Origin of the sequence: Bradyrhizobium sp. AZCC 1721, from assembly GCF_036924715.1 — a bacterium.
Taxonomy (GTDB): Bacteria; Pseudomonadota; Alphaproteobacteria; order Rhizobiales; family Xanthobacteraceae; genus Bradyrhizobium.
Window position 1 is genome coordinate 6497759 of the sequence record NZ_JAZHSB010000001.1, and the last position, 26490, is coordinate 6524248.

Annotated in this window: 29 protein-coding genes; 7 read left to right on the top strand and 22 right to left on the bottom strand. The window is 64.0% G+C overall.

Annotated features, from left to right (window positions below):
* Positions 1-38: 38 nt before the first annotated feature.
* The gene (locus tag V1273_RS31045) at positions 39-239 is read left to right on the top strand and encodes a CsbD family protein (protein WP_028349298.1); all 201 of its coding nucleotides are present in this window, start codon (positions 39-41) and stop codon (positions 237-239) included.
* 62 nt (positions 240-301) lie between these two features.
* Here the strand turns inward: V1273_RS31045 and V1273_RS31050 are convergent, their stop codons facing one another.
* Positions 302-457 (bottom strand): Thivi_2564 family membrane protein, encoded by a 156-nt coding sequence (locus V1273_RS31050; protein ID WP_334411833.1) that lies wholly within the window; start codon positions 455-457, stop codon positions 302-304.
* 208 nt (positions 458-665) lie between these two features.
* Between V1273_RS31050 and V1273_RS31055 the strand changes: the two genes are divergently transcribed.
* Positions 666-2759: a methyl-accepting chemotaxis protein gene (locus tag V1273_RS31055; RefSeq protein ID WP_334411834.1), complete on the top strand. Its 2094-nt coding sequence runs from the start codon at positions 666-668 to the stop codon at positions 2757-2759.
* 46 nt (positions 2760-2805) lie between these two features.
* On the opposite strand, the gene V1273_RS31060 is transcribed toward V1273_RS31055, so the two are convergent.
* The gene (locus tag V1273_RS31060; protein ID WP_334411835.1) at positions 2806-3450 is read right to left on the bottom strand and encodes a DUF2865 domain-containing protein; all 645 of its coding nucleotides are present in this window, start codon (positions 3448-3450) and stop codon (positions 2806-2808) included.
* A gap of 35 nt (positions 3451-3485) precedes the next feature.
* Entirely contained in the window at positions 3486-4253 is a 768-nt protein-coding gene (locus V1273_RS31065) for a L,D-transpeptidase (protein WP_334411836.1), read from the bottom strand.
* A gap of 296 nt (positions 4254-4549) precedes the next feature.
* Between V1273_RS31065 and V1273_RS31070 the strand changes: the two genes are divergently transcribed.
* The 3 genes from V1273_RS31070 (at position 4550) to V1273_RS31080 (ending at position 6662) form a co-directional block, all read left to right on the top strand.
* The gene (locus tag V1273_RS31070) at positions 4550-5653 is read left to right on the top strand and encodes an AI-2E family transporter (RefSeq protein ID WP_334412294.1); all 1104 of its coding nucleotides are present in this window, start codon (positions 4550-4552) and stop codon (positions 5651-5653) included.
* Positions 5654-5719: 66 nt separating this feature from the next.
* On the top strand, positions 5720-6079 hold the full coding sequence (locus tag V1273_RS31075; RefSeq protein WP_334411837.1) for a DUF883 family protein: 360 nt from the start codon (positions 5720-5722) through the stop codon (positions 6077-6079).
* Between the two features lie 133 nt (positions 6080-6212).
* Positions 6213-6662, top strand: a complete 450-nt coding sequence (locus tag V1273_RS31080) for a hypothetical protein (protein ID WP_334365177.1) — start codon at positions 6213-6215, stop codon at positions 6660-6662.
* 134 nt (positions 6663-6796) lie between these two features.
* Here the strand turns inward: V1273_RS31080 and V1273_RS31085 are convergent, their stop codons facing one another.
* From V1273_RS31085 to V1273_RS31105, 5 genes are all read right to left on the bottom strand, one after another.
* A complete protein-coding gene (locus V1273_RS31085; protein ID WP_334365178.1) occupies positions 6797-7213 on the bottom strand; it encodes a hypothetical protein in 417 nt (138 codons plus the stop codon).
* A 228-nt stretch (positions 7214-7441) separates the two neighbouring features.
* A complete protein-coding gene (locus V1273_RS31090; protein WP_334411838.1) occupies positions 7442-8716 on the bottom strand; it encodes an MFS transporter in 1275 nt (424 codons plus the stop codon).
* A gap of 450 nt (positions 8717-9166) precedes the next feature.
* The gene (locus tag V1273_RS31095; RefSeq protein WP_334411839.1) at positions 9167-9778 is read right to left on the bottom strand and encodes a LabA-like NYN domain-containing protein; all 612 of its coding nucleotides are present in this window, start codon (positions 9776-9778) and stop codon (positions 9167-9169) included.
* 336 nt (positions 9779-10114) lie between these two features.
* A complete protein-coding gene (locus V1273_RS31100) occupies positions 10115-11074 on the bottom strand; it encodes a DUF808 domain-containing protein (protein ID WP_334411840.1) in 960 nt (319 codons plus the stop codon).
* A 132-nt stretch (positions 11075-11206) separates the two neighbouring features.
* Complete coding sequence (locus V1273_RS31105) at positions 11207-12013, bottom strand: response regulator (RefSeq protein WP_334365182.1); 807 nt, start codon at positions 12011-12013, stop codon at positions 11207-11209.
* Positions 12014-12326: 313 nt separating this feature from the next.
* Here V1273_RS31105 and V1273_RS31110 point away from each other — a divergent pair, with 313 nt between their 5' ends.
* Positions 12327-12518: a NepR family anti-sigma factor gene (locus V1273_RS31110; RefSeq protein ID WP_028349309.1), complete on the top strand. Its 192-nt coding sequence runs from the start codon at positions 12327-12329 to the stop codon at positions 12516-12518.
* Positions 12518-13066, top strand: a complete 549-nt coding sequence (locus V1273_RS31115; RefSeq protein WP_028349310.1) for a sigma-70 family RNA polymerase sigma factor — start codon at positions 12518-12520, stop codon at positions 13064-13066. Before V1273_RS31110 ends, V1273_RS31115 begins: the two co-directional genes overlap by 1 nt.
* Before the next feature lie 133 nt (positions 13067-13199).
* Here V1273_RS31115 and V1273_RS31120 read toward each other — a convergent pair whose 3' ends face one another.
* From V1273_RS31120 to urtB, 14 genes are all read right to left on the bottom strand, one after another.
* Positions 13200-14858, bottom strand: coding sequence for a CHASE domain-containing protein (locus tag V1273_RS31120; RefSeq protein ID WP_334365183.1), 1659 nt, complete (start codon positions 14856-14858; stop codon positions 13200-13202).
* 355 nt (positions 14859-15213) lie between these two features.
* Positions 15214-15846 carry an urease accessory protein UreG gene (gene ureG, locus V1273_RS31125; RefSeq protein WP_334411841.1) on the bottom strand — a complete coding sequence of 211 codons (633 nt, stop codon included), beginning with the start codon at positions 15844-15846 and terminating at the stop codon, positions 15214-15216.
* Between the two features lie 165 nt (positions 15847-16011).
* On the bottom strand, positions 16012-16749 hold the full coding sequence (locus tag V1273_RS31130) for an urease accessory protein UreF (RefSeq protein WP_334412295.1): 738 nt from the start codon (positions 16747-16749) through the stop codon (positions 16012-16014).
* On the bottom strand, positions 16730-17284 hold the full coding sequence (gene ureE, locus V1273_RS31135; RefSeq protein WP_334365185.1) for an urease accessory protein UreE: 555 nt from the start codon (positions 17282-17284) through the stop codon (positions 16730-16732). Before ureE ends, V1273_RS31130 begins: the two co-directional genes overlap by 20 nt.
* Before the next feature lie 51 nt (positions 17285-17335).
* The gene (locus tag V1273_RS31140) at positions 17336-17635 is read right to left on the bottom strand and encodes a putative quinol monooxygenase (protein WP_028349315.1); all 300 of its coding nucleotides are present in this window, start codon (positions 17633-17635) and stop codon (positions 17336-17338) included.
* Positions 17636-17681: 46 nt separating this feature from the next.
* Entirely contained in the window at positions 17682-19397 is a 1716-nt protein-coding gene (ureC, locus tag V1273_RS31145; RefSeq protein ID WP_334411842.1) for an urease subunit alpha, read from the bottom strand.
* A gap of 149 nt (positions 19398-19546) precedes the next feature.
* The gene (locus V1273_RS31150) at positions 19547-20002 is read right to left on the bottom strand and encodes an endonuclease domain-containing protein (RefSeq protein WP_334411843.1); all 456 of its coding nucleotides are present in this window, start codon (positions 20000-20002) and stop codon (positions 19547-19549) included.
* A 378-nt stretch (positions 20003-20380) separates the two neighbouring features.
* Positions 20381-20686 carry an urease subunit beta gene (locus V1273_RS31155; protein WP_334380086.1) on the bottom strand — a complete coding sequence of 102 codons (306 nt, stop codon included), beginning with the start codon at positions 20684-20686 and terminating at the stop codon, positions 20381-20383.
* 9 nt (positions 20687-20695) lie between these two features.
* Positions 20696-20998 carry an urease subunit gamma gene (locus V1273_RS31160; protein WP_028349318.1) on the bottom strand — a complete coding sequence of 101 codons (303 nt, stop codon included), beginning with the start codon at positions 20996-20998 and terminating at the stop codon, positions 20696-20698.
* A gap of 40 nt (positions 20999-21038) precedes the next feature.
* Positions 21039-21875, bottom strand: coding sequence for an urease accessory protein UreD (locus tag V1273_RS31165; RefSeq protein ID WP_334411844.1), 837 nt, complete (start codon positions 21873-21875; stop codon positions 21039-21041).
* A 36-nt stretch (positions 21876-21911) separates the two neighbouring features.
* Positions 21912-22607 carry an urea ABC transporter ATP-binding subunit UrtE gene (gene urtE, locus V1273_RS31170; RefSeq protein WP_334365189.1) on the bottom strand — a complete coding sequence of 232 codons (696 nt, stop codon included), beginning with the start codon at positions 22605-22607 and terminating at the stop codon, positions 21912-21914.
* 161 nt (positions 22608-22768) lie between these two features.
* Complete coding sequence (gene urtD, locus V1273_RS31175) at positions 22769-23530, bottom strand: urea ABC transporter ATP-binding protein UrtD (protein WP_334365190.1); 762 nt, start codon at positions 23528-23530, stop codon at positions 22769-22771.
* A gap of 4 nt (positions 23531-23534) precedes the next feature.
* On the bottom strand, positions 23535-24701 hold the full coding sequence (urtC, locus tag V1273_RS31180) for an urea ABC transporter permease subunit UrtC (protein ID WP_334365191.1): 1167 nt from the start codon (positions 24699-24701) through the stop codon (positions 23535-23537).
* Positions 24698-26311: an urea ABC transporter permease subunit UrtB gene (gene urtB / locus V1273_RS31185; protein WP_334411845.1), complete on the bottom strand. Its 1614-nt coding sequence runs from the start codon at positions 26309-26311 to the stop codon at positions 24698-24700. Before urtB ends, urtC begins: the two co-directional genes overlap by 4 nt.
* Between the last annotated feature and the right edge of the window lie 179 nt (positions 26312-26490).

Sequence of the window (26490 nt, forward strand, 5' to 3'; positions counted from 1 at the left end):
GTCCGTTGATCGCCATATCAACAGAGGAGGAGATGGCGATGGATTGGAACAGGGTTGAAGGCAACTGGAAACAGTTCAAGGGCTCCGCCAAGGAGAAGTGGGGCAAGCTTACCGATGACGATCTGAACGTCATCGAGGGCCGCCGCGAACAACTCGAAGGCAAGCTGCAGCAGCGCTACGGCTTCGCCAAGGACCAGATCCGCAAGGACGTGGACGACTGGTTCAGGACCTTGAAATAGGAACACGCTTTCGAGCGAAAGAGCCCCGGCCCACGCCGGGGCTTTTTCGTTGGTGGCTGCGGCTAAATCACCGAGATGTATCTCAGCAGCGAGATCACGCCCAGAATGATCACCACGACGCGGGCGATCTGCTTGGCGCGGCCGTCGATCGGCAGGAGGTTGATGAGATAGAGGACGAGGATAACGACCAGGAACGTGATGAGTATACTGACAAGCATGCGAAGCCCCCCTTCGGCGTTGGCCGGAAAATGCGCTGGTAGCGTTTTGTTAACGTGAACAAGCGCGCCGGGTTCCGCGCGACGGAACCGACCCCGCTTGGAAAAATCGCAGCCATTTCAAGGAATCCTCGTAGTACTACGCGGCTCTCACTCGATAAGTCTTTACCGTTTGCCCCCCAAATGGCCCACGACGCCTCGGGGGAGCATCATGTTGAACCGTCTGACCGTATCCGCGCTGCTGAAAACCGTCATCCTCGTCACCTCATTCTGCGTGGTGGTCGGATTTTCGCTCAACGCCTGCGACTCCTGGGGCCGCTTGCAGGCGGCGAGCCGCATTGCGGTCATCGCCGACGCCTCCGCAAACATGTTCAAGGCGATGCACAATCTGCGCACCGATCGCTCCACGACCAACCGGCTCTTGAATTCCGATGCGCCGATGGATGCCGATATCGAGAAGTATCTGCGCAACATCCGCGACACCGAAATGCCGGCGATGGGCAATGCGCTCGGCCTGCTCGGCAGCATCGAATTCGCCCAGAAGCAGACGCTGGTGCCCGAGTTCGACCGCCTGCTCAAGGCGATGACCTCGCTGCAGAAGGAGTTCTGGGAAGCCATGGGCAAGCCGAAGGCCTCGCGCCGCCCGACGCTCGCCAAGGAATACTTTGATAGTGCAAGCGCGATGCTGGAAACGCTCGACAAGCTGTCCGGCTCGGTTGCCGCCGCCATCAATCACCAGGACGCGACGATCGACCAGTTGCTGGCGATCAAGCAGATCGCCTGGCTGTTGCGCAACACCGCCGGCGAAGCCTCGCTGATCGTCTCGACCGGGCTCAGCACCGGGAAGGTCTCGCCCGAGGGGAGGCTCGCCTACACGAAATATACTGGCGGCATCGACGCCGCCTGGAGCGCGCTGGAATTGACCGCAGCGGGGATGCAGTTGCCTCCAGCGATCTCGAGCGCCATGGCCGCAACCAAAACCGCCTATTTCGAGCCGCAATATCTTGCTCTGCGCGACCGGCTGCTGACGCAGGTTGCGGCCGGCGAGAAGTCGGAACTGACCGCCAACCAGTGGACCCCGGTCACGGTCGGGCGTCTCGCTGCCGCCGTCACCGTGGCCGAGGCCGCACTTGACGCCGCCAAGGATCACGCCGCGCACCTGCGCTCCACCGCCCAGCGCTCGCTGACGATGCAGCTCGCATTGCTGACCGGCGCGCTGGCGCTGGCGTTCGGTGCCATGGCAATCGTTACCCGCCGCGTCATCAAGCCGCTGCACGTCATGCGCGACGCCATGCTGAAGGTCGCCGCCGGCGACCTCGGCGTCGATACCGGCTACGCCGCGCGCCACGACGAAATCGGTGCGCTGGTCGGCGCGCTGGAGACGTTCAAGCAGCAGGCCGCCGACAAGGCGCGGATCGAGGCGCAGGAGCGCGAGCGCAACGCCGGCGCGATGGCGCGGCAGCAGGCGATCGAGAGCTATGTCGGCGAGTTCGAGGGCATGGTGAGCGAGACCCTCACCCAGCTCGGCCATGCTTCCGGCCAGATGCGGACCACCTCGACTGGCCTCTCGACGATTTCGCGCCAGACCAACGAGCGCGTCCAGGTCGCCGAGAAGGCCTCCGGCGACGCCTCGATGAGCGTCGAGACGGTCGCTGCGGCTTCCGAAGAGCTCAGCGCCTCGATCAACGACATCAGCCAGCAGGCGGCGCATGCCGCCAGCATCGCCAGCCGCGCCGTTGGCCAGGCGCGCAATACCGACGGCACCGTTCAGGGGCTGGCGCAATCGGCAGGGCGGATCGGCGAAGTCGTCGGCCTGATCAATACCATCGCCGCGCAGACCAACCTCTTGGCACTCAACGCCACCATCGAGGCCGCGCGCGCCGGCGAGGCCGGCCGCGGATTTGCGGTGGTCGCCTCCGAGGTCAAGTCGCTGGCGAGCCAGACCGCGAAGGCGACCGAGGAGATTTCCGAACAGATCTCGGACATCCAGCGGGTGGCAGGCGAAGCCATCGACGCCATCAAGGGCATCGGCAGCATCATCGGCGAGGTCAACGAGGTCGCGACCGCGATTGCCGCCGCCGTGCAGCAACAGGGTGCCGCGACGCAGGAGATCACCCGCAGCACCCAGTTTGCCGCGCAGGGCACCAAGAACGTGTCCGACAACATCACCGGCGTGAAGGCCGATGCCGACGCGGCAGCGGCCGCCGCCGAGGACGTCAAGCAGGCTTCCCAGACGCTGGAGACGCAGAGCCAGCAACTCGGCAATCAGGTGACCGCGTTCCTCGGCAAGATCCGCGCGGCGTAATTCACCTATACTCGTCAAGCCCGGCCATGACGGCCGGCAATCATTCTCAATCCCGCGCCACCACGGGCACGCGCCCATACTTGGCGCGGACCTTGCCGGAGGCGGGTGAGAAGTTCAGCTCAGTGCCGCGCCTGTCGCCGCTGCGGCCCGCGACCAGGAGCCCGTTCTCGCCGGCGACGATGTCGCCCTTGCGCAGCGTCGGGTCGTCCTCGATCTTGACCTGCGCCAGCCCGACCTGGTCCTTGCCGTTGCAGGTGCAGCCGCTGACGAGTTCGTTGCGATAGCGGAACGCGTTCGGCAATTCCGAATAGGCCTTTCCGTTCTCGGCGGCCGCATCGTCGATGCTGCTGCCATAGAACACCTTGGTCTCGCTCGCCGGGCATAGCTTGTTGCAGGAGGTCCCTCGGCTTGCGTTGTCGGACGCTGTGAGTGGGAAGTAGCGCCCGTCACAGGTTCGCACGCAATAGGCCTGGCTGCCGCCACCGCCGTAACGGGTGCGCCCCTCGCCGCGCGGCGCATACACCTGGCCGTCGTCATTGGGAAACGGCATCTGGATTTGTGGCTGATGACGCGGGCGGGCGAATCCACCGAATAGTTGCGAGAAGAAGTCCTGCGCCTGGGCGGCAGGCGCCAGCGCCGACGCGCACGCCAGCGCGGCTGCTCCCCATACCGCCCATTTTCCCGATCGCATCAACGCTCTCCTCTCACGCAATACCAGGCATCACTTCAGTTGAGCTGCGGCGTCAGGTTCATCGCCTGGCGGCCCGACGGAGCAATTGCGACCGGGCGCGGATGCGCGGCGGCCGGACGAGCCGTGATGCCGGTCCTGGAATCCCCGCCGCGCGCCATGACCGGGGCGTTCTTCGGCAGCACCACGACCCTGGTGCCGACATCGACACGGTTGAACAGGTCGATGACGTCCTCATTGAGCAGGCGGATGCAGCCGGACGAGACGAATTTCCCGATCGTCGAGGGATCGTTGGTGCCGTGAATGCGGTACTGGCTAGTGCCGAGATACATCGCCCGCGCGCCGAGCGGATTGCCGGGACCGCCGGCCATGAAGCGCGGCAGATAGGGCTGGCGCGCGATCATCTGGGCCGGCGGATGCCAGTCCGGCCATTCCGCCTTGCGGCTGATGGTCTGCACTCCGGCCCAGGTAAAGCCTTCGCGGCCGACGCCGACGCCATACCTGACGGCGCGGCCCTGGCCGAGCACGTAATAGAGCGTGGTGTTGCCGGTATCGATGACGATGGTGCCCGGCGCCTCCGTCGTACCGAAGGGGACGACGGTCCGGCGAAGCCGTTCGGGCGTCGCGCCCTCGTCGGACGCAATCACTTCATCGGCGGGATAGCCATTCGGCTGGGTGGACGCGTAGCCGAGCGTCTGCGCGTTCGCAGCGCTCGAGAGTGCCGAGGGCGTCAGCAAGACGGCGGCGACGAGGACAAATGCGCTCGCCACGCGCGACGAAGGCCGGCGATCGGAGGACTGTGTCATGGGACCTGCCCCGTGGGATGTGTGCATCATTGGATGCTCTGCACCAACAAACGCGGCCACAAGCCGGCGGTTCCGAACCGCCGATGTCGCGTCGCATCACGTCAAGTGCGACACCGCTCACGCCTGCGCGATTGGAACTCGCACCTTGGCGTCACGTTATGATCGCAGTCCGGTTCGCGACGTCGCTTTTGCCGCGTCACCGCCGCTTCGGGCGAGGGAAAACTATTGTGAGCGTCATTCCCACCAGGCCTTCGCCCACCAAGCCTTCGTCCGCCAAATCCCCGCAGGCAAAGCCGTTGCCCGGTGAACGCCAGCCTCCCCACGAGCAGGAAGGTACGCCGTTCCCCGAGAGCAAGCTCGATTTGGCGCCGGTCATCCGTCGCACGGAAGTAGTTGCGATCTGCCTCGTGGGCCTTCTGACCATCTGCATCATCACCGGCCTCTATCTTGCCAAGGCGTTCTTTCTGCCGATCACGTTGGCTTTCATCGTCGGCACCATGCTGTCGCCGGCCGCCAGCTTCCTGGAACGCTACCGCATTCCGCGCGCGGTCGCCGCGGTGCTGATCGTGGCGGCCGCCAGCGCCGCGACCGCTTTCATGGTCGGCCTGATCGCCTCGCCCGCGATCGAATGGAGCGGCAAGCTTCCGGAGTTGGGAGCGCTTTTGAAGGACAAGCTGCACGTGTTCGACCGGCCGCTCGCGCAGTGGCAGGAGCTGCAGAGCATGCTCGGCGGGCCCGATACGCTGACGACGTTGTATCTGCCCAAGGTCGACTGGGTGCAGCCGACGCTGGAATTCCTGTCGCCGACGTTTGCCGAATTCCTGCTGTTCATCGCAACGCTGATCCTGTTCATCGCGAGCTGGCGGGACCTGCGCCGGGCCCTGATCCTGAATTTCGGCGAGCGGACGTGGCGGCTGCGGGCGCTGCGGATCCTCAACGAGATCGAGGAGCATCTCGGCAACTATCTGTTGGTGGTGACCACGATCAATGCCGGCGTCGGCATCGCCACCGGGCTGATCTGTGCGGTCACGGGCATGCCCAACCCGGCCAGTCTCGGCGCACTGGCGGCGATCCTGAATTTCATTCCGATCATCGGACCGGTGGCGATGTTTGCTGTGCTGGTCGTGGTCGGCCTTGTCGCATTCCCGACCATCGTCGCCGGGCTGCTGGCGCCGGCCATGTTCGCCGTGATGACTTTCCTGGAAGGCCATTTCCTGACGCCGACGATCGTCGGCCGCCGGCTGGCGCTGAACGCGCTTGCAGTATTCCTGGCGGTGGCGTTCTGGACCTGGTTGTGGGGCCCGATGGGCGCGTTCCTGTCGTCGCCGCTTCTGATCGTCGCGCTGATCGTGAAGGAGCACCTGATGCCGCCGGCTTCGCCGCAACTGCCAGAGGACTAGGGCGAGGAACTTCCCATTCGGCGGAGCGTTTGTTCCGCGAATGAACTCAGTACCCGGGAGCTTTCGATGTCTGACGCCACAATGAAGAATTTGACGGACAAAGCGACCTACGAGCGCCTGCAGAAGGACGTGACCGCTGTGAAAAACGATATCGCAGCCCTGACCGAGCAGATCACCGACGCGCTGAGCAGTTTTGCCGGCACCGCCGGCAAGCAGGCGCGGCATGGCTACAGGCAGGCGCGCGCCAATGCAGAACAGGTGGTCGACGACGTGTCGGAGCGCGGCAGCGCGATGATGGACGCCGCCCAGGACGCCGCCTCTTCGATCGAGGAGACGCTGGAAGACGCCATCACGCAGCGTCCGCTGGCAACCGTCGCCGTGGCGCTGGGGATCGGCTTTCTGATCGGTGTGGCGTGGCGTAGGTAGGTTTGGCGACGGCAGCCATGCCTCGCATCGCCTCTTGGATTCCCGTGGCGACGGAGCGCTGCGGCGTGTTTCGTTGACGCGATTTTCAGATCGAGGCTTTTCAGATCGAGGCTTTTCAGATCGAGGCTTGGCCATGTTTCAGCGACTGATCGACGACTTCAAGGAATCGACCGGCACCGCGTTACGGCTGACTTCGCTGGCGGCAGCGGCGGGGATGGCATTGCTGGTCACGGCTGCTTTTCTGTGCGCGGCGGCCTTCGTGTTCGTGCTGGAGCGGTACGGTCCCGTGCAGGCTTGCCTCACTGGTGCCGCCATCTTCTTCGTGGTCGCGCTCATCGCGGCCGGCTGGTACATGGTGCGCAAGAAGCAGATCGAGGCGCGCGCCAAACAGGCGGCAAAGGCGAAATCCACCGCGCAGGCCGTGCTGTCCGATCCGGTGCTGGTTGCGACCGGCATCCAGGTAATCCGCGCCATCGGCGTCAGAAAGCTGATTCCGATTCTCGCAATCGGCGGACTGGCGCTGGGATTTCTTGCGAGCCGCGCCAACGCCAGCAGCGGCGAGAGCGAAGCGCCGGCGGAGTAGGCGAGCTCCATCCACTCGTCGTCAATCCACCCGTCGTCCCTGCGAACGCAGGGGACCCATAACCACGGTCGCCAATTATCGATGGAAAGTCGTCGCCCATCGCAGCAAGACAACATCCGCCGGGATACGATACCTCAGGTCACGCAGCGGCCGGGCTGAAGCAGTTTTGCGACTTCGGTCAACACGCTGACCGGCGGTTCGCAGGCGATCGTGGTCTGGGATTTGCCGGGCTTGTTGTCTGGCTTGGCCGGTGGCGCCGGGCGGTTCCGCGCCTCCTCTTGCACCACGGGAACACGTACCACCACGGATGTGTCCTCGAGGCCGACGGTCCGGATCGTAATCGTCTCGGTCTGACCCGCCGCGGCTTTGACCGCCGCGCGGTCGGCCTTGGCGGCACGGTTGATGTCTGCTCCGCGGTTGATGTCTGTTCCGGGTGAGGTCGCGGCGAGTTTCAGCCGGCTGGCGAGGTCGTGACCGGAAGCAAACTGAACGGCGCCAAACGTGGCGAAGACGGCAAGAAGGGCAAAAATTGCTTTGAAAATCTGTGACATGGCTCTGTGTCCCTCGCCCCATGGCGATCACGGACACAACCCGAACCGAGTAACCATAGGTCCGGCGCTTATCGATCACTTAACCGTGTATGAAAAATATTTGCGGCACCATGGAACGACTCCGGGGGGCTTGGAGTCATCTCGACAGCCGGTTATTCCCCCTGCCCCATTGACCGGCGACGTAGGGTGCGACCGTGGTGATGCCGGTCGCACCCTGCTTTTTTGTAACTACCGCCCAGCCGCCTTCATCTCCTCGCTTGGCTTCACATCCTGCGAGCGGCTGTAGATCGCAACCGCGACGATCAGCACCAGCGTCAGCGTGCCGAACAGTGCGCGATAGGCCTCCTCCGTGCGCGCGCCGTTCGCCAGCGGCTCGAACGCGCCGATGATGATGCCGGAGAGCGTCTGCATGCAGGCGACGCCGAGCATCACTGAGGTGTTCATGGTCGAGATACCGCGGCCGATCAGGCGGTCGGGGAAGATGCCGCGGCCGTGGGTCATCACCATGGTGCTGGAGGCGGAGAAGAAGCCCATGGCGACGATGACGCCGACCGGTAGCCAAGCGGGCGGGTGGGAGAACAGCGCCAGAATCGCGAGCAGCAGAATGATCGCCGAGGTGCCGCCAATCGCGATCCATTTGCGGGTGTCGAGCCGGCGGTCGAGCGGGCCGAAGGCGAGCATGCCGGCCTGGTAGGCGATCACGGCGCAGAGCAGGACATTACCGGCCGCGATCGGGCTCAAGCCATGCACCTCGCGCAGGAACGCGCCGCCCCACAGGCCCTGCACGGTGAAGGTGCAGGCATAGTTGCAGAAGTTCAGCGCCAGGATCGGCTTCAGGTGCGGATTGCGCAGCACCTCGATCAGCCCGTTGAGCATCTCGCCGGGCGGCTCCGCCTTTCGGCTCAGGAAGGGATGGCCGGGCGGCGCGTCGCGCACCACCAGAAAGATCGCGACCGTAGCGAACGCGGTGAATACGACGACGGCGCCGAATACCGGACGCCAGCCGACCGCCTGCGATGCCCAGGCGAGCGGCGTGGTGGCGGCGAGGTTGCCGAGCAGGCCGATCGACAGCACGAGCGCGGTCAGCGTGGAGAAACGATCCGGCGGAAACCAGCGCGAGATCACCACCATGCTGCCGATCAGCATCACGCCGCAGCCGGCCCCCATCAGCGCGCGGCCGGTGAGTAGCACAGGCCAGCTCGGCGCCAGCGTGAACATCGCGCCGCCGATGCAGGCGACGATCAGCATGCCGACCACGGTATAGCGCGGCCCGAAACGGTCGAAGAAGAAGCCGCACGGGATCTGCATCGCGGCGAAGCCGAAGAAGAACGCGCCGGTCAGCGCCCCCAGCGCTTCCGGCCCGATCGCAAGATCGCGCATCAGGTCGAGGCCGATGGTGACGTTGGAGGCGCGGAAAAAATGGCTGGCGACATAGGCGGTCGCCAATGTCGCAACGATGATGAGGCCCCGGCGGTGGGGGAAAGGCCGCTCGGCGGACTGCATCAGTGAAGGGACGTTTCCGTTTGTTTTCTCGTTGCAACGAGCCTATGCGGGCGCGGCGCGCAGTTCAACCAGCAATCGATCCGATTGCTAGCCTCTATGTCAGTGCGCGCATGGCCCCTTGCCCGAAAAAAAATCCGGCGCGCTGGTGGCGCGCCGGATAGTCCGACCAGCTTTCACATCGAAGCTGGTGGCCCTAGCCAGGGGGAGGTGCCTGGCCGAGAACACGGTAAACGCCAGCGATCGCCGATCCCCGCGTGTGGAATTCCGGGATCGGCGGCGTGTCAGGAGAAGCAATCATACCGCCGGCCTCGCAAGCCGGAGGTGAACTGCTTCACAGACCGCGTGCACAAAAAGACAGGCCGTGCAGCGGGCACGCCGAATCCATTTCAACTCTACGCAACAACAACTCGGATCAGTCCGCAGCCCGCGGTCCAACAGACCAATCAGAAATCATCCCGCAATGCCACCGCCATTGATCGCTCCGCGCGTCGCGAACGGCGGCACTTGCTGGCGGATGTCGCGTGCCGGCGGCCGCTCGGACGGATCGCGCCCGATCGTTGCCCTCAATTCCGCAAGGTCGAGAAAAGCGTCGGCCTGCCGCCGCAGTTCGTCAGCCACCATCGGAGGCTGGCTGGTCAGGGTCGAGACAACAGTAACGTGCACGCCGCGGCGCTGCACCGCCTCCAGCAGCGGGCGAAAATCCCCATCGCCGGAGAACAGAAACATCCTGTCGATACGCTCGGCGAGTTCCATCGCATTGACGGCAAGCTCGATATGCATGCTGCCCTTCACCTTGCGGCGACCGCTGGCGTCAGTAAATTCCTTGGTGAGCTTGGTGACGACGGTGTAGCCGTTATAATCGAGCCAATCGATGAGGGGACGGATCGATGTATATTCCTGATCCTCGATAACGGTCGTGTAGTAGAACGCGCGCAATAACGCGCCACGGCTCTGGAACTCCTTAAGCAGACGCCGGTAGTCGATATCGAATCCGAGTGTCCTGGCGGTCGCGTATAGATTGGCGCCATCGATAAAGAGCGCAATTCTGTCGGACGGCATCATCAGACACGGGCCTCTCATTTAGGGGACGCCGATCGAGCGAGCATTCGCTAAAGGCTTGCCCGCACGCTCTAGGTACCGAAGCTGACCGAGGTGACGAGGCAGGTGGCGCCGACGACCGGGAGGAACAATCGTGCGCTGCGCCAAAAGTTCAATCGATACGCATCCTGCCTCGACGCGCCAACGTTAAGGTGCGTGCGCGCCGAGCTCAATTGTACCGAGGTAAGCCGCCGGTATCGAAACGGATGGACCGACTATACGAAGGTTTAACGTCTCCCTCCCGCAAACCGGCGGCTCTTCACTGCGCCGGCCTATTCTGACTGCGTTGCAGAAGATGCTTCAGCGCCATTTCCACGCCGGCGCGATGACAAATCCGACGACCGGAATCGATGCAGCGCCGATCAGCAATCCGATGACACCGGAGATGGCGGCCTCAACCACCCACTCGAGAATCGCGGCGACGGGCGGCACCGCGTGCGCCGCGGCCTCCGCCGCCGCCTTGACGGCGTGTTCGATCGCGGGCGGGCCGTAGACCTCGAGGCCATGCAGGATGATGCCGCCGCCCACCCAGATCATGGCGGCGGTGCCGATCACGCTGAGGAGTTTCAGCAGCACGGGCATGCTGCGAACAATGCCGCGTCCGAGGGCGCGGCCAACAGCCGAGGCGCGGTCGCTCCGCGCCAGACCCACGCCGACATCGTCGGCCTTCACGATCAGCGCGACCACGCCGTACACGGCGACGGTAATTCCGATTCCGACGAGCGCCAGCACGAGCGCTTGCTTCCAAATGCTCCCCGCTGGGAGCGCCGCCAGGGTAATCGCCATGATCTCGGCCGAGAGGATGAAGTCGGTCTTGATCGCGCTTGCGACCTTCTCGTCTTCCACCGACTGAGCGTTCAAGGCAACCGTGCCGAGCTGGGCCTCATGCTGATGCGCGCTGTGCGGCATGATAGCCTCTAGCACTTTCTCCACCCCTTCGTAGCAGAGATAGGCTCCGCCCAGCATGAGGAGCGGCGTAATCGTCCAGGGAACGAAGTAGCTCAGGAGCAAAGCCGCTGGCAGCAGCACCAACAGTTTGTTGCGAAGCGATCCCGCCGCGATCTTGCCAACCATCGGCAGTTCGCGCGCCGGGGAGAACCCGATCACGTAACCGGGCGTGACCGCGGTATCGTCGATTACGACGCCTGCGGCCTTTGCGCCCGCCCTCGCGGCCTGGCTGGCGACGTCATCGAGGGAGGCTGCAGCTACCTTCGCGATACCAGCGACATCGTCGAGAAGGCCGATCAGCCCGATACTCATCGATTTCCAACCCGCACCATTTGATTCGCCGCCCCAAGCCTTGGTCCCAAGCCTTGCGGTTTATGACCGCAAAAAATCCGGCGCGCTAGTTGAGCGCGCCGGATCATTACTGCTCTCGCTACAAGGCTCCCGTCAGCCGGTGGCTGCGCGCGGGGCGCGATTGCGCGAGTTGCGCTGGAAGAACAGCGCCTGGCTCGCCACCGCCGAAACCATCGCGGGCTGGAACGGCTTTGAGATCAGGAACGCAGGCTCGGGGCGTTCGCCGGTCAGGAAGCGCTCGGGGTAAGCGGTGATGAACACCACCGGCACCTCGAACGCGCGCAGCAATTCGTTGACGGCATCGAGGCCCGACGAGCCGTCGGCGAGCTGGATGTCGGCGAGGATCAGGCCGGGCTTTTTGTTCTTGGCGAGCGCGACCGCGTCGGCATGGGTGCGGGCGACGCCGATGACGTTGTGACCGAGGTTCTTCACCAGGCTCTCGAGATCCATCGCGATGAAGGTCTCGTCCTCGATGATCAGCACGTCGGTGGCGATTTCCGCCGCCATCTCGCGGCCGGCAGTATCCGTCAACTGCCGGGTCTCGGCGATGTCGGTATTGAGAATGAACGCCACCTCTTCCTCGGAGAAGCCCTCGAGCGACAGCAAGAGGAACGCCTGCCGCGGTAGCGGCGTGATGTTCGACAGCCGCCGCTCCGGCGGCAGCGCCAACGTCGCGACATCCGGATTGTCGTTGAGCGAGACCGAATTCCAGATCTGGGTGAACAGCTTGAACAGCCCGGCGCGCGGGCCGTACCGTTCATCCAGCAGCGAGGCATCCTGCAGCAGGGCCTCCAGCATGGCGCCCACATAAGCATCGCCCGAGGCCTGGTTTCCGGTGAGCGCACGGGCATAGCGCCGCAACAGCGGCAGATGTTCAGCAACGAGCTGTGATCGGGACATCCCCATTCATCCTTGTCTTGGGCCGTATCCTTGGCCGTTACTTAGGGTCGCATCTGGGCGGACGTAACCTCGAGCGCCGCGTCCGGCGCCATTTAAGACTTTTTAAACCATTTGAGTCGGGGGGACCCGGTTCCCCTGTCACCCCGACTACTCGCGGAAGCCAAAAAAGTTCCAAAAAAGGTTCCCAGATTTCGGAACCATCCGCAGATATTCGCATTAGCCTCTGACCTATAACGCGGCGGCCTAGGCCCAATTTCGAGGTAACCTCTTGAAACCACAGAGAATTAACTCTCGGGGAAGCGTGGATCAGACCATGAAGGAAGCAAAAAAGCAGGGCGGGCTCAATGCCGAGATTCAATCGAGGATCGGCCACCAGCTCCGTGCCATGTACGACGATGTGGTCCGACAGGGCGTGCCGGACCGCTTTGCGGAGCTGATCCGGAAGCTCGATGGGCCGGAGGCGGCGGCGGCCCAAATCGACAAACAAGAAGACGGGAGGGACTAATGCCTCTCACAGACTCTCTTCGCGACGACATTTTGGCGTCGGTACCAAGCCTGCGCGCGTTTGCGATCTCACTCTCGGGTAATGGTGACCGTGCGGACGACCTGGTGCAGGAGACGTTGCTGCGCGCCATTGCCAACATTGACTCGTTCCAGCCCGGCTCGAACCTGCCGGCCTGGTTGTTCACCATCCTGCGCAACCTGTTTCGCTCGGACTATCGCAAGCGGCGGCGCGAGGTGGAGGACGCCGAGGGCAATTACGCGAAAACTTTGAAGACCCAGCCTTCGCAAAACGCGCATCTGGAGTTTGAGGAGTTTCGCACAGCACTCGACAAGCTGCCGCAGGACCAGCGCGAAGCGTTGATCCTGGTCGGCGCCTCCGGCTTCTCCTACGAGGACGCCGCCGCCATCTGCGGCTGCGCGGTCGGCACCATCAAGAGCCGCGTCAACCGCGCGCGCTCGAAACTCTCCGCGTTGCTCTATGTCGAGGGCGCCGAGGATTTCGGACCTGACGAGACCGTGCGCGCCGTGATCGGCGGCAATGGCGGCTGATGACGCGATCGAGACGACACGGAAGAGGCGGCCCGAGCGGGCCGCCCTTTTTGTCGCTATCGTAACCTGGACGTGATGCCTTCAACGTTGTCGTCCCTGCGTGCGCAGGGACGACGGGCGGATGGGACGAGTCCTACCGCGCGGGCCGTACCGGCGCGGAAATCTCGCCCGTGCGGTCGCGCTCGGTCATGTCGACCACCGTGGCCATCGGCGCGATGAGTTCGTAGACATAGCTGACATCGGTGAAGTAGCGCTTTGCGGTGCCGCCGAGCGCTTCGGGGGCGACGCGGTCGAGCAGGATGAGGCCGAAATCCGAGTCTTCGCGCCGTGTCGCCGCGCTGGTGTTGAACTCTTCCCAGCGGAAATGAAAGATCGTGTCGGGCTCCTCGCCGGTCACTTCCCAGTTCGCGACGATATGCGGATGCTTGCCGACCAGCGACAGGCCCTCGTCGGAGTGCGAGGCCAGCTCGAAGAACAACAGCGAGAGCGACTGCGCGGCGCGCGCGCTGACGGCGATATCTGGGCCGTTGACGACGATGCGGTCGGCATGCGGGATCGCGCGCGACTCGAACAGGCCCTTGAGCTTGACGCCCTGCCACTGGCTTTCGCTGAGCAGCGTCACCACGTTCGACATCGCGTGAATGCGGCCGATCAACAGCTCGCGTGCTACATCCATGTCGGAGCCGTGACGCAGCGTGCGCGTCACGATCGACTGGATCACGGCCAGGATGTTCTTGACCCGGTGGTTGAGCTCGTCGATGACGGCGGTCAAGCGCCGCTCGAAGCCGATCCGCACCTGGATCTCGCGGCTGAGCCGCAGATTGTTGTAGGCGACGTAGCCGAACAGGCCGCAAACGATTCCGGTGAGCGCCAGCCCAATGGCCGCGACGACGATCGCGGTCTGCTGCGCACGCTGCGCGGCGTTGTTCTTGGCGTAATAGCCGAGCGACCAGTCGCGGCCGCCGAACGTTACCGTCCGCACCACCGACGGCAGCGGATCGCCCTGCCTCACCGCCCGCAGCGTGACGACGCCCTGGTCGTTGGCGACATATTCGTCGTTGGCGTCATCAGGGTCCTTCAACACCACCGAGAACAACGAGCGGTCGTCATCGGTCAGCATCAGCGGCGCCAGCTCGTAGGAAAAGGTGACGAAGCCGGCCGGCTCCGAACTGCCCTCCAGCAGAATCGGAGACGCCAGCACGAGACCGATCGGCCCGTTCTGGCGCAACAGCGGGATCGGGTCCGAGGCCAGCGGCTTGCCGGTTGCCGCCGCCTGCGCCAGCATCGGCCCGATCACCGAGTGCCGGTCGTAGGCGCGGCCGGGAAAACCGAGCGTGTCCGGACTGCGCGGCTCAAGATCCATCAGCACGTCGATCGGCTTGTTGATGGTCCGTAGATCCAGCGGCTTGTCGTCGAAATCCCTGATCGTCGGATTGGTGAAGCCGGCCCCCTTCAGCTCCGCCTGCGCCGCCGCCAGATCGCCCGGCTTGAGCCGCGCGATCCAGAATGCGCTCACGAAATCGGTCTTGAAGGCATAGATCGCCGAGCGCAGCGGCTGCAGCATGTTGGCCTTCACTACCGAAGGTGAACGAAACAAACCGGATGCAACGCGTGCGAGCAATTCGCGCTCGGTCAGCCGGTCCTGCGCCAGGCTGGCATGAACGTCGATGGCGCGCGACAGCGCGATGCCGTCGATCGCCAGTTCCTGCTCGTGGACGCGATAGGCTGCGAGACCGGAGAGCAAAACTCCGATCAGGGCAATAAAGCCGATAATGAAGCCCAGCCGAACCACTCGCTTACTCAGGAATGACGTGTTGGCGAAGACGTATTGGAAGCATTTCGGGGTCTGCCGGGGCAGAGACACGTGGCAAAAGCGCGAAGGCCAAGCGCGGCAAATATGACGGAGCGATCATCAGCACGCAACTGACAGCTTGGCAGCGGGCAAACAACACGGCAGCCGTTAACGCTGATTTGGCGGCGCCAGAAGTTGATAATCTGACAGCGTCGATTTGGTTCCGGCGCGGACGGACAAATCCGCGGGCTGCGGCGGCGGACCGGATATTAATCTTAATACGGGACTCACCGGGCCGCTGGGCCTGCCCCTTATCCGCCCCGCCCGGCTGGACCGTTCATCTAGCTTACATGACCTACTTGGCCTTCGCTGCCGGGCGCAGGCCGCCCTTGGTCTCGATGAAGCCGATGATGCGATCGAGCCCCTCGCTCTTCTTCAAATTGGTCATCACGAACGGCCGCTCGCCGCGCATCCGCTTGGCGTCCACCTCCATCTTCTCCAGCGACGCGCCGACATAAGGCGCCAGGTCGATCTTGTTGATGACGAGCAGGTCCGATCGGGTGATGCCGGGACCGCCCTTGGAGGGAATCTTGTCGCCGGCGGCAACGTCGATCACGTAGATCGTGAGATCGGCGAGTTCGGGAGAAAACGTCGCCGCAAGATTGTCGCCGCCGGATTCGATCAGCACCAGATCGAGATCGGGAAATTTCGCGCGCATGTCGGCGACCGCCGCGAGATTCATCGAGGCGTCCTCGCGGATCGCGGTGTGGGGGCAGCCGCCGGTCTCGACGCCGGCGATGCGGTCCGGTGTCAGCGAGCCCGAGCGCACCAGGAATTCGGCGTCCCATTTGGTGTAGATGTCGTTGGTGATGGCGGCGATGTCGTAGTGCTCGCGCATCGACTTGCAGAGCAGGTCCATCAGCGCAGTCTTGCCGGAGCCGACAGGACCGCCGACGCCGATCCGAAGCGGGCCGTGAGAGGTTGCCATGTTATGCACTCTTTCGGTTTCGTCGTCCCTGTGAACGCAGGGACCCATAGCCACTGAATTTGATTGTTGTAGCAGGCTGGAGCTCCAACCCGGCATAGCCACGAACATTTGTGGTTATGGGTCCCCGCGTTCGCGGGGACGACGGGTGGAGAGCGGGGCGCGCAGTCACGACCGGAACAGCCGCGTATACTGCGCCTCGTGGCGGAGGCTGGCGAGGTCGGCGCGGAAGGTGGCGCTGCCGAGATCGTCGAGTGAGCCGGCGAGCGCGCGCTTCGCCGTTGCCGCGACCTCAGTCTCCAGGCTCGCGAGAATGCGCTGGCTGTCGGTTTGCCCGAGCGGCACGAGGCGCGCACCGGCGGAAATCCAGTTCGACACCACGGCATGCAGGAAGGCATGCATTGCCGGCGGAAGCGGAACGGCATGGGTGGCGCTGACGACGCCAACCGCGACGGGATAAACGATCGCGCTGCCGCTCGCAGCAACCATGCTGTCGAGCCCGTCGCGGGTCCAGGCGGCGCGCGCGATATCGATGAAGGCGCGGCCCTGCGTCGTCGTCTCGAGCTGACGCTCGCGCGAGGGCACGAAAGCAGCCGCGAGCTCGGCGATGTCGCGCAGCGCAGCGGCGTCCCGCATGGACGCGGCGCGATACGCCTGCGCCAGAAACACGGCGTCGCAGAAGCCAGAACCGTCAACCAGCATCGCGGCCAGCCAGTCGCGCAGCGATGCGGCGTCGGTGATATCGCCCGCCTCCACCGCCCATTCGATGCCGCTGGAATAGGAGAATGCACCGACCGGGAAGGACGGCGACAGCCAGGTCATCAGCCGGTACAGCGCCGCTGACTCCTCCGCACTCATTCCGCTGCTCGCGTCGGCGGGCGCAGGCTCACTTGTGGTCATGAGCATGGGAATGATCGTGGTCGCAATGTTCGTCGTGATGGTGATGGTGCGCATGATCATCATGATGGTGATGATCATGGCCGTGGTGGTGCGCGGCATGATCATGCGAAGCCTGAGCATAGGCGCCGCCTTCGGGATCGAACGGCGCCTCGATCTCGATGATGCGCGCACCCAGCCCCTTCACCATCGCCTCGATGACGTGATCGCGGCGGATGCGCAAGCCCTTCGGCATGATCTGCGTCGGCAGGTGGCGGTTGCCGAGATGCCAGGCGATGCGGACCAGATGCAAGGGATCGACACCCCGGATCTCGATCAGGGGCTCGGCGGCCGCGACCACCTCGATCAGCCTGCCGTCCTCCAGCACCAGCGCGTCACCGCCGCGCAGCGCCACCGCACTCTCCAGGTCGAGTAGGAACTCGAGCCCGCGCGTTCCCGTCATCGCCATCCGCCGCCGGTGCCGGTCGTCGAAATCGAGCACGACGGTGTCGGCGGCTGCTTGCGTCCAGCGATGCTGGCCCAGCACTTTGGTCGCGCGGATCATGACGTGGGCCTCAAAGCTTCTCCACAATTTGTCTCCCGTTGGCTTTTCTTGCTAGCGGGTCTCGACCTTTTCGGGCGTGATCACTTCGATCTTCGGCGGAGCCGACATGCATTTCACGGCGACGCGACCGAAGGTCTTCATGTGCTCGGCGCCACGATGCGGCACCAGCGCCTCGGCATTTTCCCACTGCTCGACGAACACCATTTTTGAGGGGTCCGTGACGCTCTCGTGCAGGTCGTAGGCGATGTTGCCCGGCTCTTTTCGGGTTTCCTTGATGCAGGCGGTGGCGGCGGCGATGAAATCGGCGCGCGTTTCGGGCTTGATGGTCAGCGTGGCAACGACGTAGATCACTAGATCCTCCCGGACTTTTGTTCAGACTAACGTTTCGGGCCAGACCTTAGAACATGAAATACCTCTGCGCCATGGGCAGGACCTCGGCGGGCGCGCATGTCAGAAGCTCGCCGTCTGCGCGCACCTCATAGGTCTCGGCATCGACCTCGATCTTGGGCGTCGCGCCGTTGTGGATCATGCTCTTCTTGGAAATGCCGCCGCGGGTGTTTTTCACCGGGTAGAGCGTCTTGGCAATGCCGAGCTTGCGCGCCAGCCCGCCGGTAATGGCGGCCTTCGAGGTGAACACCACTGAAGATGCGGTCAGCGACTTGCCGAAGGCGGCGAACATCGGCTGGTAATGCACCGGCTGCGGCGTCGGGATCGAGGCGTTCGGATCGCCCATCGGCGCCGCCACGATCGACCCGCCCTTGATGATGCAATCCGGCTTGACGCCAAAGAAGGCCGGCTGCCACAGCACGAGGTCGGCCAGCTTGCCCTTCTCCACCGAGCCGATCAGTTTCGAGACGCCATGCGCGATCGCGGGGTTGATGGTGTATTTGGCGATGTAGCGCTTGACGCGGAAATTGTCGTTGTCGTTGCCCTTGTCCTCGGCCAGCGCGCCGCGCTGCTTCTTCATCTTGTCGGCGGTCTGCCAGGTGCGGATGATGACTTCGCCGAGCCGACCCATCGCCTGCGAATCCGACGACATCATCGAGAGCGCGCCGAGATCGTGCAGGATATCTTCCGCCGCAATGGTTTCCTTCCGGATGCGGCTCTCGGCGAAGGCCAGGTCTTCGGCGATCGAAGGATCGAGATGGTGGCACACCATCAGCATGTCCAAATGCTCGTCGATCGTGTTGCGCGTAAAAGGGCGCGTCGGGTTGGTCGAGGACGGCAGCACGTTCTTCAAGCCGGCAATCTTGATGATGTCAGGCGCATGACCGCCGCCGGCGCCTTCGGTGTGGAAGGCATGGATCGTGCGGCCCTTGAAGGCTTTCATCGTGTCCTCAACGAAGCCGGATTCGTTCAGCGTGTCCGAATGCAGCATCACCTGGACGTCGTAATCGTCGGCGACGGCGAGACAATTGTCGATCGCCGCCGGCGTGGTACCCCAATCCTCGTGCAGCTTCAGCGCGCAGGCGCCGGCCCTGATCATCTCGACCAGCGCAGCGGGACGCGCGGCATTGCCCTTGCCTGATATGCCGAGATTGACCGGGAAGGCGTCGAACGACTGGATCATCCGCGCCATGTGCCAGGGGCCGGGCGTGCAGGTGGTCGCAAAGGTGCCGTGCGAGGGCCCGGTGCCGCCGCCGAGCATCGAGGTGACGCCACTCATCAACGCATGCTCGATCTGCTGCGGGCAGATGAAATGGATGTGGCTGTCGAAGCCGCCCGCGGTGAGAATTTTCCCTTCGCCGGCGATGACGTCGGTGCCGGGACCGATGATGATGGTGACGCCGGGCTGGATATCGGGATTGCCGGCCTTGCCGATCGCCGCGATCATGCCCTCCTTGATCGCGACGTCGGCTTTCACGATACCCCAGTGGTCGACGATCAGCGCATTGGTGATGACGGTATCGGCCACACCCTGCCGGTTGGTGACTTGCGATTGTCCCATGCCGTCGCGGATCACCTTGCCGCCGCCGAACTTCACCTCCTCGCCATAAGTGGTGAAGTCTTTTTCAACCTCGATGATGAGATCGGTATCGGCCAGCCGCACTCTGTCGCCGGTGGTCGGCCCGAACATGTCGGCATAGACGCTACGTTTGATTTTCACGGACATGACGGACTCCAGGCTCTAGATCTGAATTGGTGCCAATTGCAGGCATGGCGACTCGGGGCCACCCCTCTCCCCAACCCTCTCCCGCAAGGGGAGAGGGAGCCTGAAGAGTGTGCTCACCTCACTTCGAGTCGAAGGTCCCACACAGTGCATCACTCCTCCTCCCGGAAATCAGGAGCACGAGTGAGGGACCCATCGGCGGAAGGGTTCCCTCTCCCCTTGCGGGAGAGGGTTAGGGAGCGGGGTGCCGCTTGCTCCGCTGCCTCCGCGATCGTGAGAACCACGCCCTCAAGATTTTTCATCACGTCGTCGTTCGTGAAACGCAGCACACGATAGCCGCGCGACTCAAACCATCGATCGCGTGCGGCATCGTGTCGAATGCGCTCCTCAAAATCGTGGCTCTCGCCATCGACCTCAATGACGAGCTTGCAAGAGTGAGCAGCGAAATCCGCGATGTAATTGCCCATCGGGACTTGGCGGCGAAATCCTAGCCCTGCGAGCCGTTTCGCTTTTAGATGGCGCCATAGCAACGTCTCCGCACGAGTCATCTCGCGCCTTAAACGCTTGGCGCGATCGCGCTGAACCTTGCTTACCTCGTCGTGTGGCATACCCCTCTCCCCAGCCTCGAGAGCGAGCTTCGCTCGCCTCGGACCCCGCAAGGGGGGAGGGAGCCCGGTTAGCGTGCTCTCCTCACGTCGCATCATGGCTATCCCCGATGTGATTGGCACGAGTCAGGGAGGCACCGGCGGATGGGTTCCCTCTCCCCTTGCGGGAGAGGGTTAGGGAGAGGGGTGCCGCTTGCTCCGCTGCCTGCCGAATCGCGGCAGCGAGGCTGTCGACCGCGTTTCGAGTTTGGTTCGCACCGCGACGACTCTCTCCGGTCCGAGCCCGCGGCATACCCCCTCTCCCCAACCCTCCCCCGCAAGGGGGGAGGGAGCCCTACCCACGTGCTCACCTCACGAGCGATCACAGCGTGTCCCTGCAAATCACAGCTTCCCCATCACCTCACCGCGGAAGCCGTAGATGGTGCGTTTGCCGGCAAGCGCCACGAGTTGCACATCACGCGTTTGCCCCGGCTCGAAGCGCACCGCGGTGCCGGCGGCGATGTCGAGGCGCATGCCGCGGGATTTCTTGCGGTCGAATTTCAGTGCGGGGTTGGTTTCGAAGAAGTGATAGTGCGAGCCGACCTGGATCGGGCGGTCGCCGGTATTGGCGACGGTGAGCGTCACCGTCTTGCGGCCGGCGTTGAGTTCGATCTCGCCGTCCTTGATGAAGCGTTCGCCGGGGATCATGCGGTGCTCCTATCTGATCGGTTCATGCACGGTGACGAGCTTGGTACCATCCGGAAATGTCGCTTCGACCTGGATGTCGTGGATCATTTCGGGAATGCCATCCATCACCTGCGCGCGGGTCAGGACCTGGGCGCCGGCCTGCATCAGTTCGGCGACGGTGCGGCCGTCGCGGGCGCCTTCGACGATGAAGTCGGAGATGATGGCCACCGCCTCGGGGTGGTTGAGCTTGACGCCGCGCTCCAGCCTGCGGCGCGCCACCATGGCCGCCATCGAGATCAAGAGCTTGTCCTTTTCGCGGGGGGAGAGATTCATGCGGGCACTCTGGTGATTGTCTCTAATTGAGCCACAGCGGTTAATTAAGCCAAAGTCTTGGTAGCGCTGCGGCGCTGGCGCGGCCGAGCACCGTCATCATGTCGGCGCGGAGCCGGGCGGCATCTTGGGCACAGAAGCGCGCCATTGCAAATCCATTCCAGCAGGAGATGCCGACCTCGCCGACGAACGTTTCCGAGGCTTCGCGGATGCGCTCCACGACTGCCTCATCGCCGGGCACGATCAGCGCGGTGCCGATGGCAACGCCGCCATTGGCCACGGCCGGCCGCGCCAGCTTTGCGCCGATGTCGCCGTCCAGCCGGATGGTCTCCGCGAACACCAGCTTGCCGCCGCGGCGCAGGCGCCAGCGGTCGACGAACTCGCCGTGCCGCATCGTTTCACCCATCGCGGCGCGGCCGAACACGACGATTTCGCAGAGCAGAAGCGAGGCGTCTTCGGCCAGGTCGATGTCGATGCGGCGGATAATCCGAGCACGGTCAAACAGGATGGTCTCCTGCGGCAGCCAGGCGAGCTGCGCGCCCGCTTCCGCCTTCAGGGCGATGCCGAGCTGCGCGGCGGGACCGGGCGCGCGATAGACCTTTTCGGCCGCCGCCGTCGTCAGCGTCAGCCGGGTGCCCTCGCCTGCCCTGATGTCGATGTCGAAACGGTCGCCGCCGGCAATACCGCCGGCGGTGTTGACGAACACGCCCGACAGGCCCTCTGTTTCAGGTGAAGGAAAGCGCACGCGCAGCGAGCCGGATTCATGCAAGTCGCCGCGGCGGGTGACGCCATCCTGCAGATGCACGCCGAACCGCACCGCGCCCTGGGCCCGGTTGGCAGCGAACGTTGCTGAAGCCGTGCGCGTGATATCGGTCCGCATCCGTCCCCCAAACGGTGTATGCCGCGCTCGAAAACGTTACAGCGCCATCTGGCGACTGATCTCCGCGGGATCGAGATTGGCGCGGTCGCAGGCATATTTCACGGCGCCGCGGTCCATGACCGCGAAATTGTCGCCGAGCTCGCAGGCAAAGTCGAGATATTGTTCGACCAGCACGATCGCGATGTTGCCGAGGCTGCGCAGGTAAGAGATCGCGCGGCCGATGTCCTTGATGATCGAGGGCTGAATGCCTTCGGTCGGCTCGTCCAATAGCAACAGTCTCGGCCGCATCACCAGCGCACGGCCGATCGCGAGCTGCTGCTGTTGGCCGCCGGAGAGATCGCCGCCGCGCCGCCCCAGCATCGTATTGAGCACCGGAAACAGTGAAAACACGTCGTCGGGGATATGGCGATCCTCGCGCTTGAGCGGCCCGAAACCGGTCTTGAGATTTTCCTCAACCGTGAGCAGCGGAAAAATTTCGCGGCCCTGCGGCACGAAGCCGATGCCGCGCCGGGCGCGTTCATAAGGTTTCAGACCGGTGATATCGTGACCATCAAGCGCGATCGAGCCACTGGCGATCGGATACTGGCCGACCATCGCGCGCAGCAGCGAGGTCTTGCCGACGCCGTTGCGGCCCAGCACGCACGTCACTTTGCCGGGCTCGGCGGACAGCGAGACGCCGCGCAGGGCTTGCGCCGCGCCGTAGTAGAGATTGATGTTGTCGACCTTCAGCATGCCCTCGGCCTTCCCCATCTCGTGTCCCGCGCGCGGTGCAGCACGCAGTGATGCACCGCAGATGCGGGACCCAGAGTGGGTCCCGGGTCTACAGCGCACCATTTCGCTGCGCTCATGCTGCGCTGTGCCCGGGACACGAAACTGAGTATTTGCTTCCACGCCTATCTTCCCAGATACACTTCGATCACGCGCTCATTCGATGAGACTTGATCGATGCTCCCCTCCGCCAGCACCGTGCCTTCGTGCAGGCAGGTGACCTTGACGCCGAGTTCGCGCACGAAGGTCATGTCGTGCTCGACGACCATAACGGTCTTTTCCTTGTTGATTTCCTTCAGAAGCTCGGCGGTCTGATGCGTCTCGACGTCGGTCATGCCCGCGACCGGCTCGTCGACCAGCAGCAGTTTTGGGTCCTGTGCCAGCAGCATGCCGATCTCCAGCCACTGCTTCTGGCCATGTGACAGGCTGCCCGCAAGACGGTTGCGTGCATCGGTCAGGCGGATGGTCTCGAGCACGCGGTCGATCCGCTCGGATTCGTCTCTGCTGCCGCGCCAGAACAGCGTGCCCCTGACGCTGTGATCGACATTGAGCGCCAGCAACAGATTGTCCTCGATGGTCTGGCTCTCGAACACCGTCGGCTTCTGGAATTTGCGGCCAATGCCGAGTTCGGCGATATGGGTCTCATCCAGCCGCGTCAGGTCGGTCATGCCATCGAACAGCACTGTGCCTTCGTCCGGCTTGGTCTTGCCGGTGATGATGTCCATCATCGTGGTCTTGCCGGCGCCGTTCGGGCCGATGATGGCGCGCATCTCGCCTGGCTCCAGGGTGAGCGACAGATTGTTGATGGCGTGAAAGCCGTCGAACGAGACATGCACGCCGTCGAGGTAGAGCAGCGCCGAAGTGGTCCTTCCCTCCATGACACTCATGCGCTCACTCCGCCGGCTTCGGTTCGCCGACGCCGTCTTCGAGGGCAGCGCTTTCGGCATTGGCTTTCTCGGCTGCCTTCCGGGACTCCCGCCAGGCGTTGAAGGTGCCGACGATCCCCTTTGGCAGCAGCAGCGTCACCAGGATGAACAGCGCGCCCAGCATGAACAGCCAGTACGGCGCCAGCGGGCCTGAGGTGAAGTAGGTTTTTGCGTAGTTGACGACGACCGCGCCAAGCGCGGCGCCCACCAGCGTGCCGCGGCCGCCGACGGCGACCCAGATCACCGCTTCGATGGAGTTGCCCGGTGCAAATTCGCTCGGATTGATGATGCCGACCTGCGGCACGTAGAGCGCGCCGGCGACGCCGGCCATGCAGGCCGACAGCGTGAACACGAACAGCTTGTAGGACTCGACGCGGTAGCCGAGGAAACGGGTACGGGACTCGGCGTCGCGGATTGCAATCAAGACCTTGCCGAGCTTCGACGTCACGACCGCCCGGCAGATCAGGAAGGCCACGATCAGCGCCAGGCAGCTCAGCGCGAACAGAGCGGCGCGGGTGCCGTCGGCCTGCACGTTGAAGCCGAGGATGTCCTTGAAGTCGGTCAGGCCGTTATTGCCGCCGAAGCCGAAATCGTTGCGGAAGAACGCCAGCAGCAGCGCATAGGTCATGGCCTGGGTGATGATCGAGAGATAGACGCCGGTGACGCGTGAGCGGAACGCCAGCCAGCCGAAGCAGAACGCGAGCAGGCCGGGAACAAGAACGACCATCAGCGCCGCAAACCAGAACATATCGAAGCCGTGCCAGTACCAGGGCAGCGCCGGATAGTTCAGAAACACCATGAAGTCGGGCAGGATCGGATTGCCGTAGACGCCGCGGCTGCCGATCTGGCGCATCAGGTACATGCCCATGGCGTAGCCGCCGAGCGCGAAGAACGCGCCGTGGCCGAGCGAGAGAATGCCGCAATAGCCCCAGATCAGGTCGATTGAGAGCGCCAAAATGGCGTAGCAGGCGTATTTGCCGAACAGCGCGACCAGATAGGTCGGCACTTGCAGCGCCGAGCCTGCAGGCAGCAGGAGATTGGAGAGCGGGATCAGCACGCCGAGGCCGGCGACCACCACCAGGAAGACGGTGGCGCTGCGATCGAGCGAGCGCGTGAGGATATGCGGCGTCATGCTTCCACCGCCCGGCCCTTCAGCGCGAACAGGCCGCGCGGACGCTTCTGGATGAACAGGATGATCAGCACCAGGATGGCGATCTTGCCGAGCACGGCGCCGGCCACCGGCTCCAGGAACTTGTTGGCGATGCCGAGCGTGAAGGCGCCGACCAGCGTGCCCCAGAGATTGCCGACGCCGCCGAACACGACGACCATGAAGCTGTCGATGATGTAGCTCTGGCCGAGATTGGGGCTGACATTGTCGATCTGCGACAGCGCCACGCCGGCAATCCCGGCGATCCCCGAGCCGAGGCCGAAGGTCAGCGCATCGACGCGCGAGGTGGCGATGCCCATCGAAGCCGCCATGCGCCGGTTCTGCGTCACCGCGCGCATCTCGAGCCCGAGCGCGGTGTAACGCAGCATCGCGAGCAGGATGACGAACACCGCGAGCGTGAAGCAGAGGATCCAGAGCCGGTTATAGGTGATGGTGATCTGCCCGAGCTCGAACGCGCCGCTCATCCAGGAGGGATTGCCGACCTCGCGGTTGGTGGGGCCGAACGCGGTGCGCACGGCCTGCTGCAATACCAGCGACAGACCCCAGGTCGCGAGCAGCGTTTCCAGCGGACGGCCATAGAGGAAGCGGATGATGCCGCGCTCGATCGCTACGCCGACGGCGCCCGCGACGAGGAACGCCAGCGGCACCGCGATCAAGAGCGAATAATCGAACAGGCCGGAATAATTGCTGCGAATGACTTCCTGCACCACGAAGGTGGTGTAGGCGCCCAGCATCACCATCTCGCCATGGGCCATGTTGATGACGCCCATGACGCCGAAGGTAATGGCGAGGCCGATCGCGGCCAGCAACAGCACCGATCCCAGCGACAGGCCGTACCAGGCGTTCTGCACCATCGACCACATCGCAAGATTGCTCTGGATCGAGGCGATCGCGCTGGCTGCGGCGCGCGCGACATTGGGCGGCAGGTCGTTGCCCAAGCCCGTCAGCAGCGCCATCGCCTCCTGATCGCCGCGCGCCTTGACGACGGCAACCGCCTCGAGCTTCTCGACCTCGGTCGCGTCAGACTTGTAAAGCAGGATGGCGGCGCGGGCTTCCGCGAAGGCGGCCTTGACGGACTTGTTGGTCTCTTTCGCCAGGGCGCCGTCGATTACGGGCAGCGCGCTCTCCTCATGGCTCTTGAACACCGATTGCGCCGCCGCAATCCGTTTGGCCGGATCGGGTGACAACAGCGTCAGCCCACCGAGCGCGGCCTCGACGGCGCGGCGCAAGCGGTTGTTGAGCCGGACGGCAGCCGCATTGTCCGGCAGCTTGTCTACGGCAGCGCCGGTTGCGGCATCGATGACCTTGCCGTCGGTCTGCGTGATGAAAACCTTCTTGGTATCCGGATCGGCGGACAGCCTTCCGTCCTGCAGCGCACTGATGATCGGAAAGGCGAGCGCATTGCCCGAGGTCGCGACCGCGCCGATCGCTTCATCGGTGTCGGAAAAATCGTCGTTGGCGAACTTGGCGACCGCGTCTTCGAACGGGCCCGCCAGCGCCGGCGCCGCAAAGGCTGCAGCCAAAAGGATCGCGAGCAAAAGCGCGCGAAGGCGATCAAGGAAATTGGCAGACACAATACGACCCCGGCAGGAGTATGGGGAGAAGGCGGCGGCAGCGCCGCCTTCTCCCATCGTTCTCTTCGAAGAACTCTTGGAAGTTCTTTATTGCAACTCAGGCGATCCTGATTCTGTCGGATCAGATCGGGGTCATGATCCTGTCGGATCAGACCGGGATCATGATCCAATCGGATCAG

Bases quoted from the DNA above. Each gene is read 5' to 3' on its own strand.
- V1273_RS31045 (WP_028349298.1), top strand. From the start codon at position 39: ATGGATTGGAACAGGGTTGAAGGCAACTGGAAACAGTTCAAGGGCTCC.
- V1273_RS31050 (WP_334411833.1), bottom strand. From the start codon at position 457: ATGCTTGTCAGTATACTCATCACGTTCCTGGTCGTTATCCTCGTCCTC.
- V1273_RS31055 (WP_334411834.1), top strand. From the start codon at position 666: ATGTTGAACCGTCTGACCGTATCCGCGCTGCTGAAAACCGTCATCCTC.
- V1273_RS31060 (WP_334411835.1), bottom strand. From the start codon at position 3,450: ATGCGATCGGGAAAATGGGCGGTATGGGGAGCAGCCGCGCTGGCGTGC.
- V1273_RS31065 (WP_334411836.1), bottom strand. From the start codon at position 4,253: ATGACACAGTCCTCCGATCGCCGGCCTTCGTCGCGCGTGGCGAGCGCA.
- V1273_RS31075 (WP_334411837.1), top strand. From the start codon at position 5,720: ATGTCTGACGCCACAATGAAGAATTTGACGGACAAAGCGACCTACGAG.
- V1273_RS31080 (WP_334365177.1), top strand. From the start codon at position 6,213: ATGTTTCAGCGACTGATCGACGACTTCAAGGAATCGACCGGCACCGCG.
- V1273_RS31085 (WP_334365178.1), bottom strand. From the start codon at position 7,213: ATGTCACAGATTTTCAAAGCAATTTTTGCCCTTCTTGCCGTCTTCGCC.
- V1273_RS31090 (WP_334411838.1), bottom strand. From the start codon at position 8,716: ATGCAGTCCGCCGAGCGGCCTTTCCCCCACCGCCGGGGCCTCATCATC.
- V1273_RS31095 (WP_334411839.1), bottom strand. From the start codon at position 9,778: ATGATGCCGTCCGACAGAATTGCGCTCTTTATCGATGGCGCCAATCTA.
- V1273_RS31100 (WP_334411840.1), bottom strand. From the start codon at position 11,074: ATGAGTATCGGGCTGATCGGCCTTCTCGACGATGTCGCTGGTATCGCG.
- V1273_RS31105 (WP_334365182.1), bottom strand. From the start codon at position 12,013: ATGTCCCGATCACAGCTCGTTGCTGAACATCTGCCGCTGTTGCGGCGC.
- V1273_RS31110 (WP_028349309.1), top strand. From the start codon at position 12,327: ATGAAGGAAGCAAAAAAGCAGGGCGGGCTCAATGCCGAGATTCAATCG.
- V1273_RS31115 (WP_028349310.1), top strand. From the start codon at position 12,518: ATGCCTCTCACAGACTCTCTTCGCGACGACATTTTGGCGTCGGTACCA.
- ureG (WP_334411841.1), bottom strand. From the start codon at position 15,846: ATGGCAACCTCTCACGGCCCGCTTCGGATCGGCGTCGGCGGTCCTGTC.
- V1273_RS31130 (WP_334412295.1), bottom strand. From the start codon at position 16,749: ATGCTCATGACCACAAGTGAGCCTGCGCCCGCCGACGCGAGCAGCGGA.
- ureE (WP_334365185.1), bottom strand. From the start codon at position 17,284: ATGATCCGCGCGACCAAAGTGCTGGGCCAGCATCGCTGGACGCAAGCA.
- ureC (WP_334411842.1), bottom strand. From the start codon at position 19,397: ATGTCCGTGAAAATCAAACGTAGCGTCTATGCCGACATGTTCGGGCCG.
- V1273_RS31150 (WP_334411843.1), bottom strand. From the start codon at position 20,002: ATGCCACACGACGAGGTAAGCAAGGTTCAGCGCGATCGCGCCAAGCGT.
- V1273_RS31155 (WP_334380086.1), bottom strand. From the start codon at position 20,686: ATGATCCCCGGCGAACGCTTCATCAAGGACGGCGAGATCGAACTCAAC.
- V1273_RS31160 (WP_028349318.1), bottom strand. From the start codon at position 20,998: ATGAATCTCTCCCCCCGCGAAAAGGACAAGCTCTTGATCTCGATGGCG.
- V1273_RS31165 (WP_334411844.1), bottom strand. From the start codon at position 21,875: ATGCGGACCGATATCACGCGCACGGCTTCAGCAACGTTCGCTGCCAAC.
- urtE (WP_334365189.1), bottom strand. From the start codon at position 22,607: ATGCTGAAGGTCGACAACATCAATCTCTACTACGGCGCGGCGCAAGCC.
- urtD (WP_334365190.1), bottom strand. From the start codon at position 23,530: ATGAGTGTCATGGAGGGAAGGACCACTTCGGCGCTGCTCTACCTCGAC.
- urtC (WP_334365191.1), bottom strand. From the start codon at position 24,701: ATGACGCCGCATATCCTCACGCGCTCGCTCGATCGCAGCGCCACCGTC.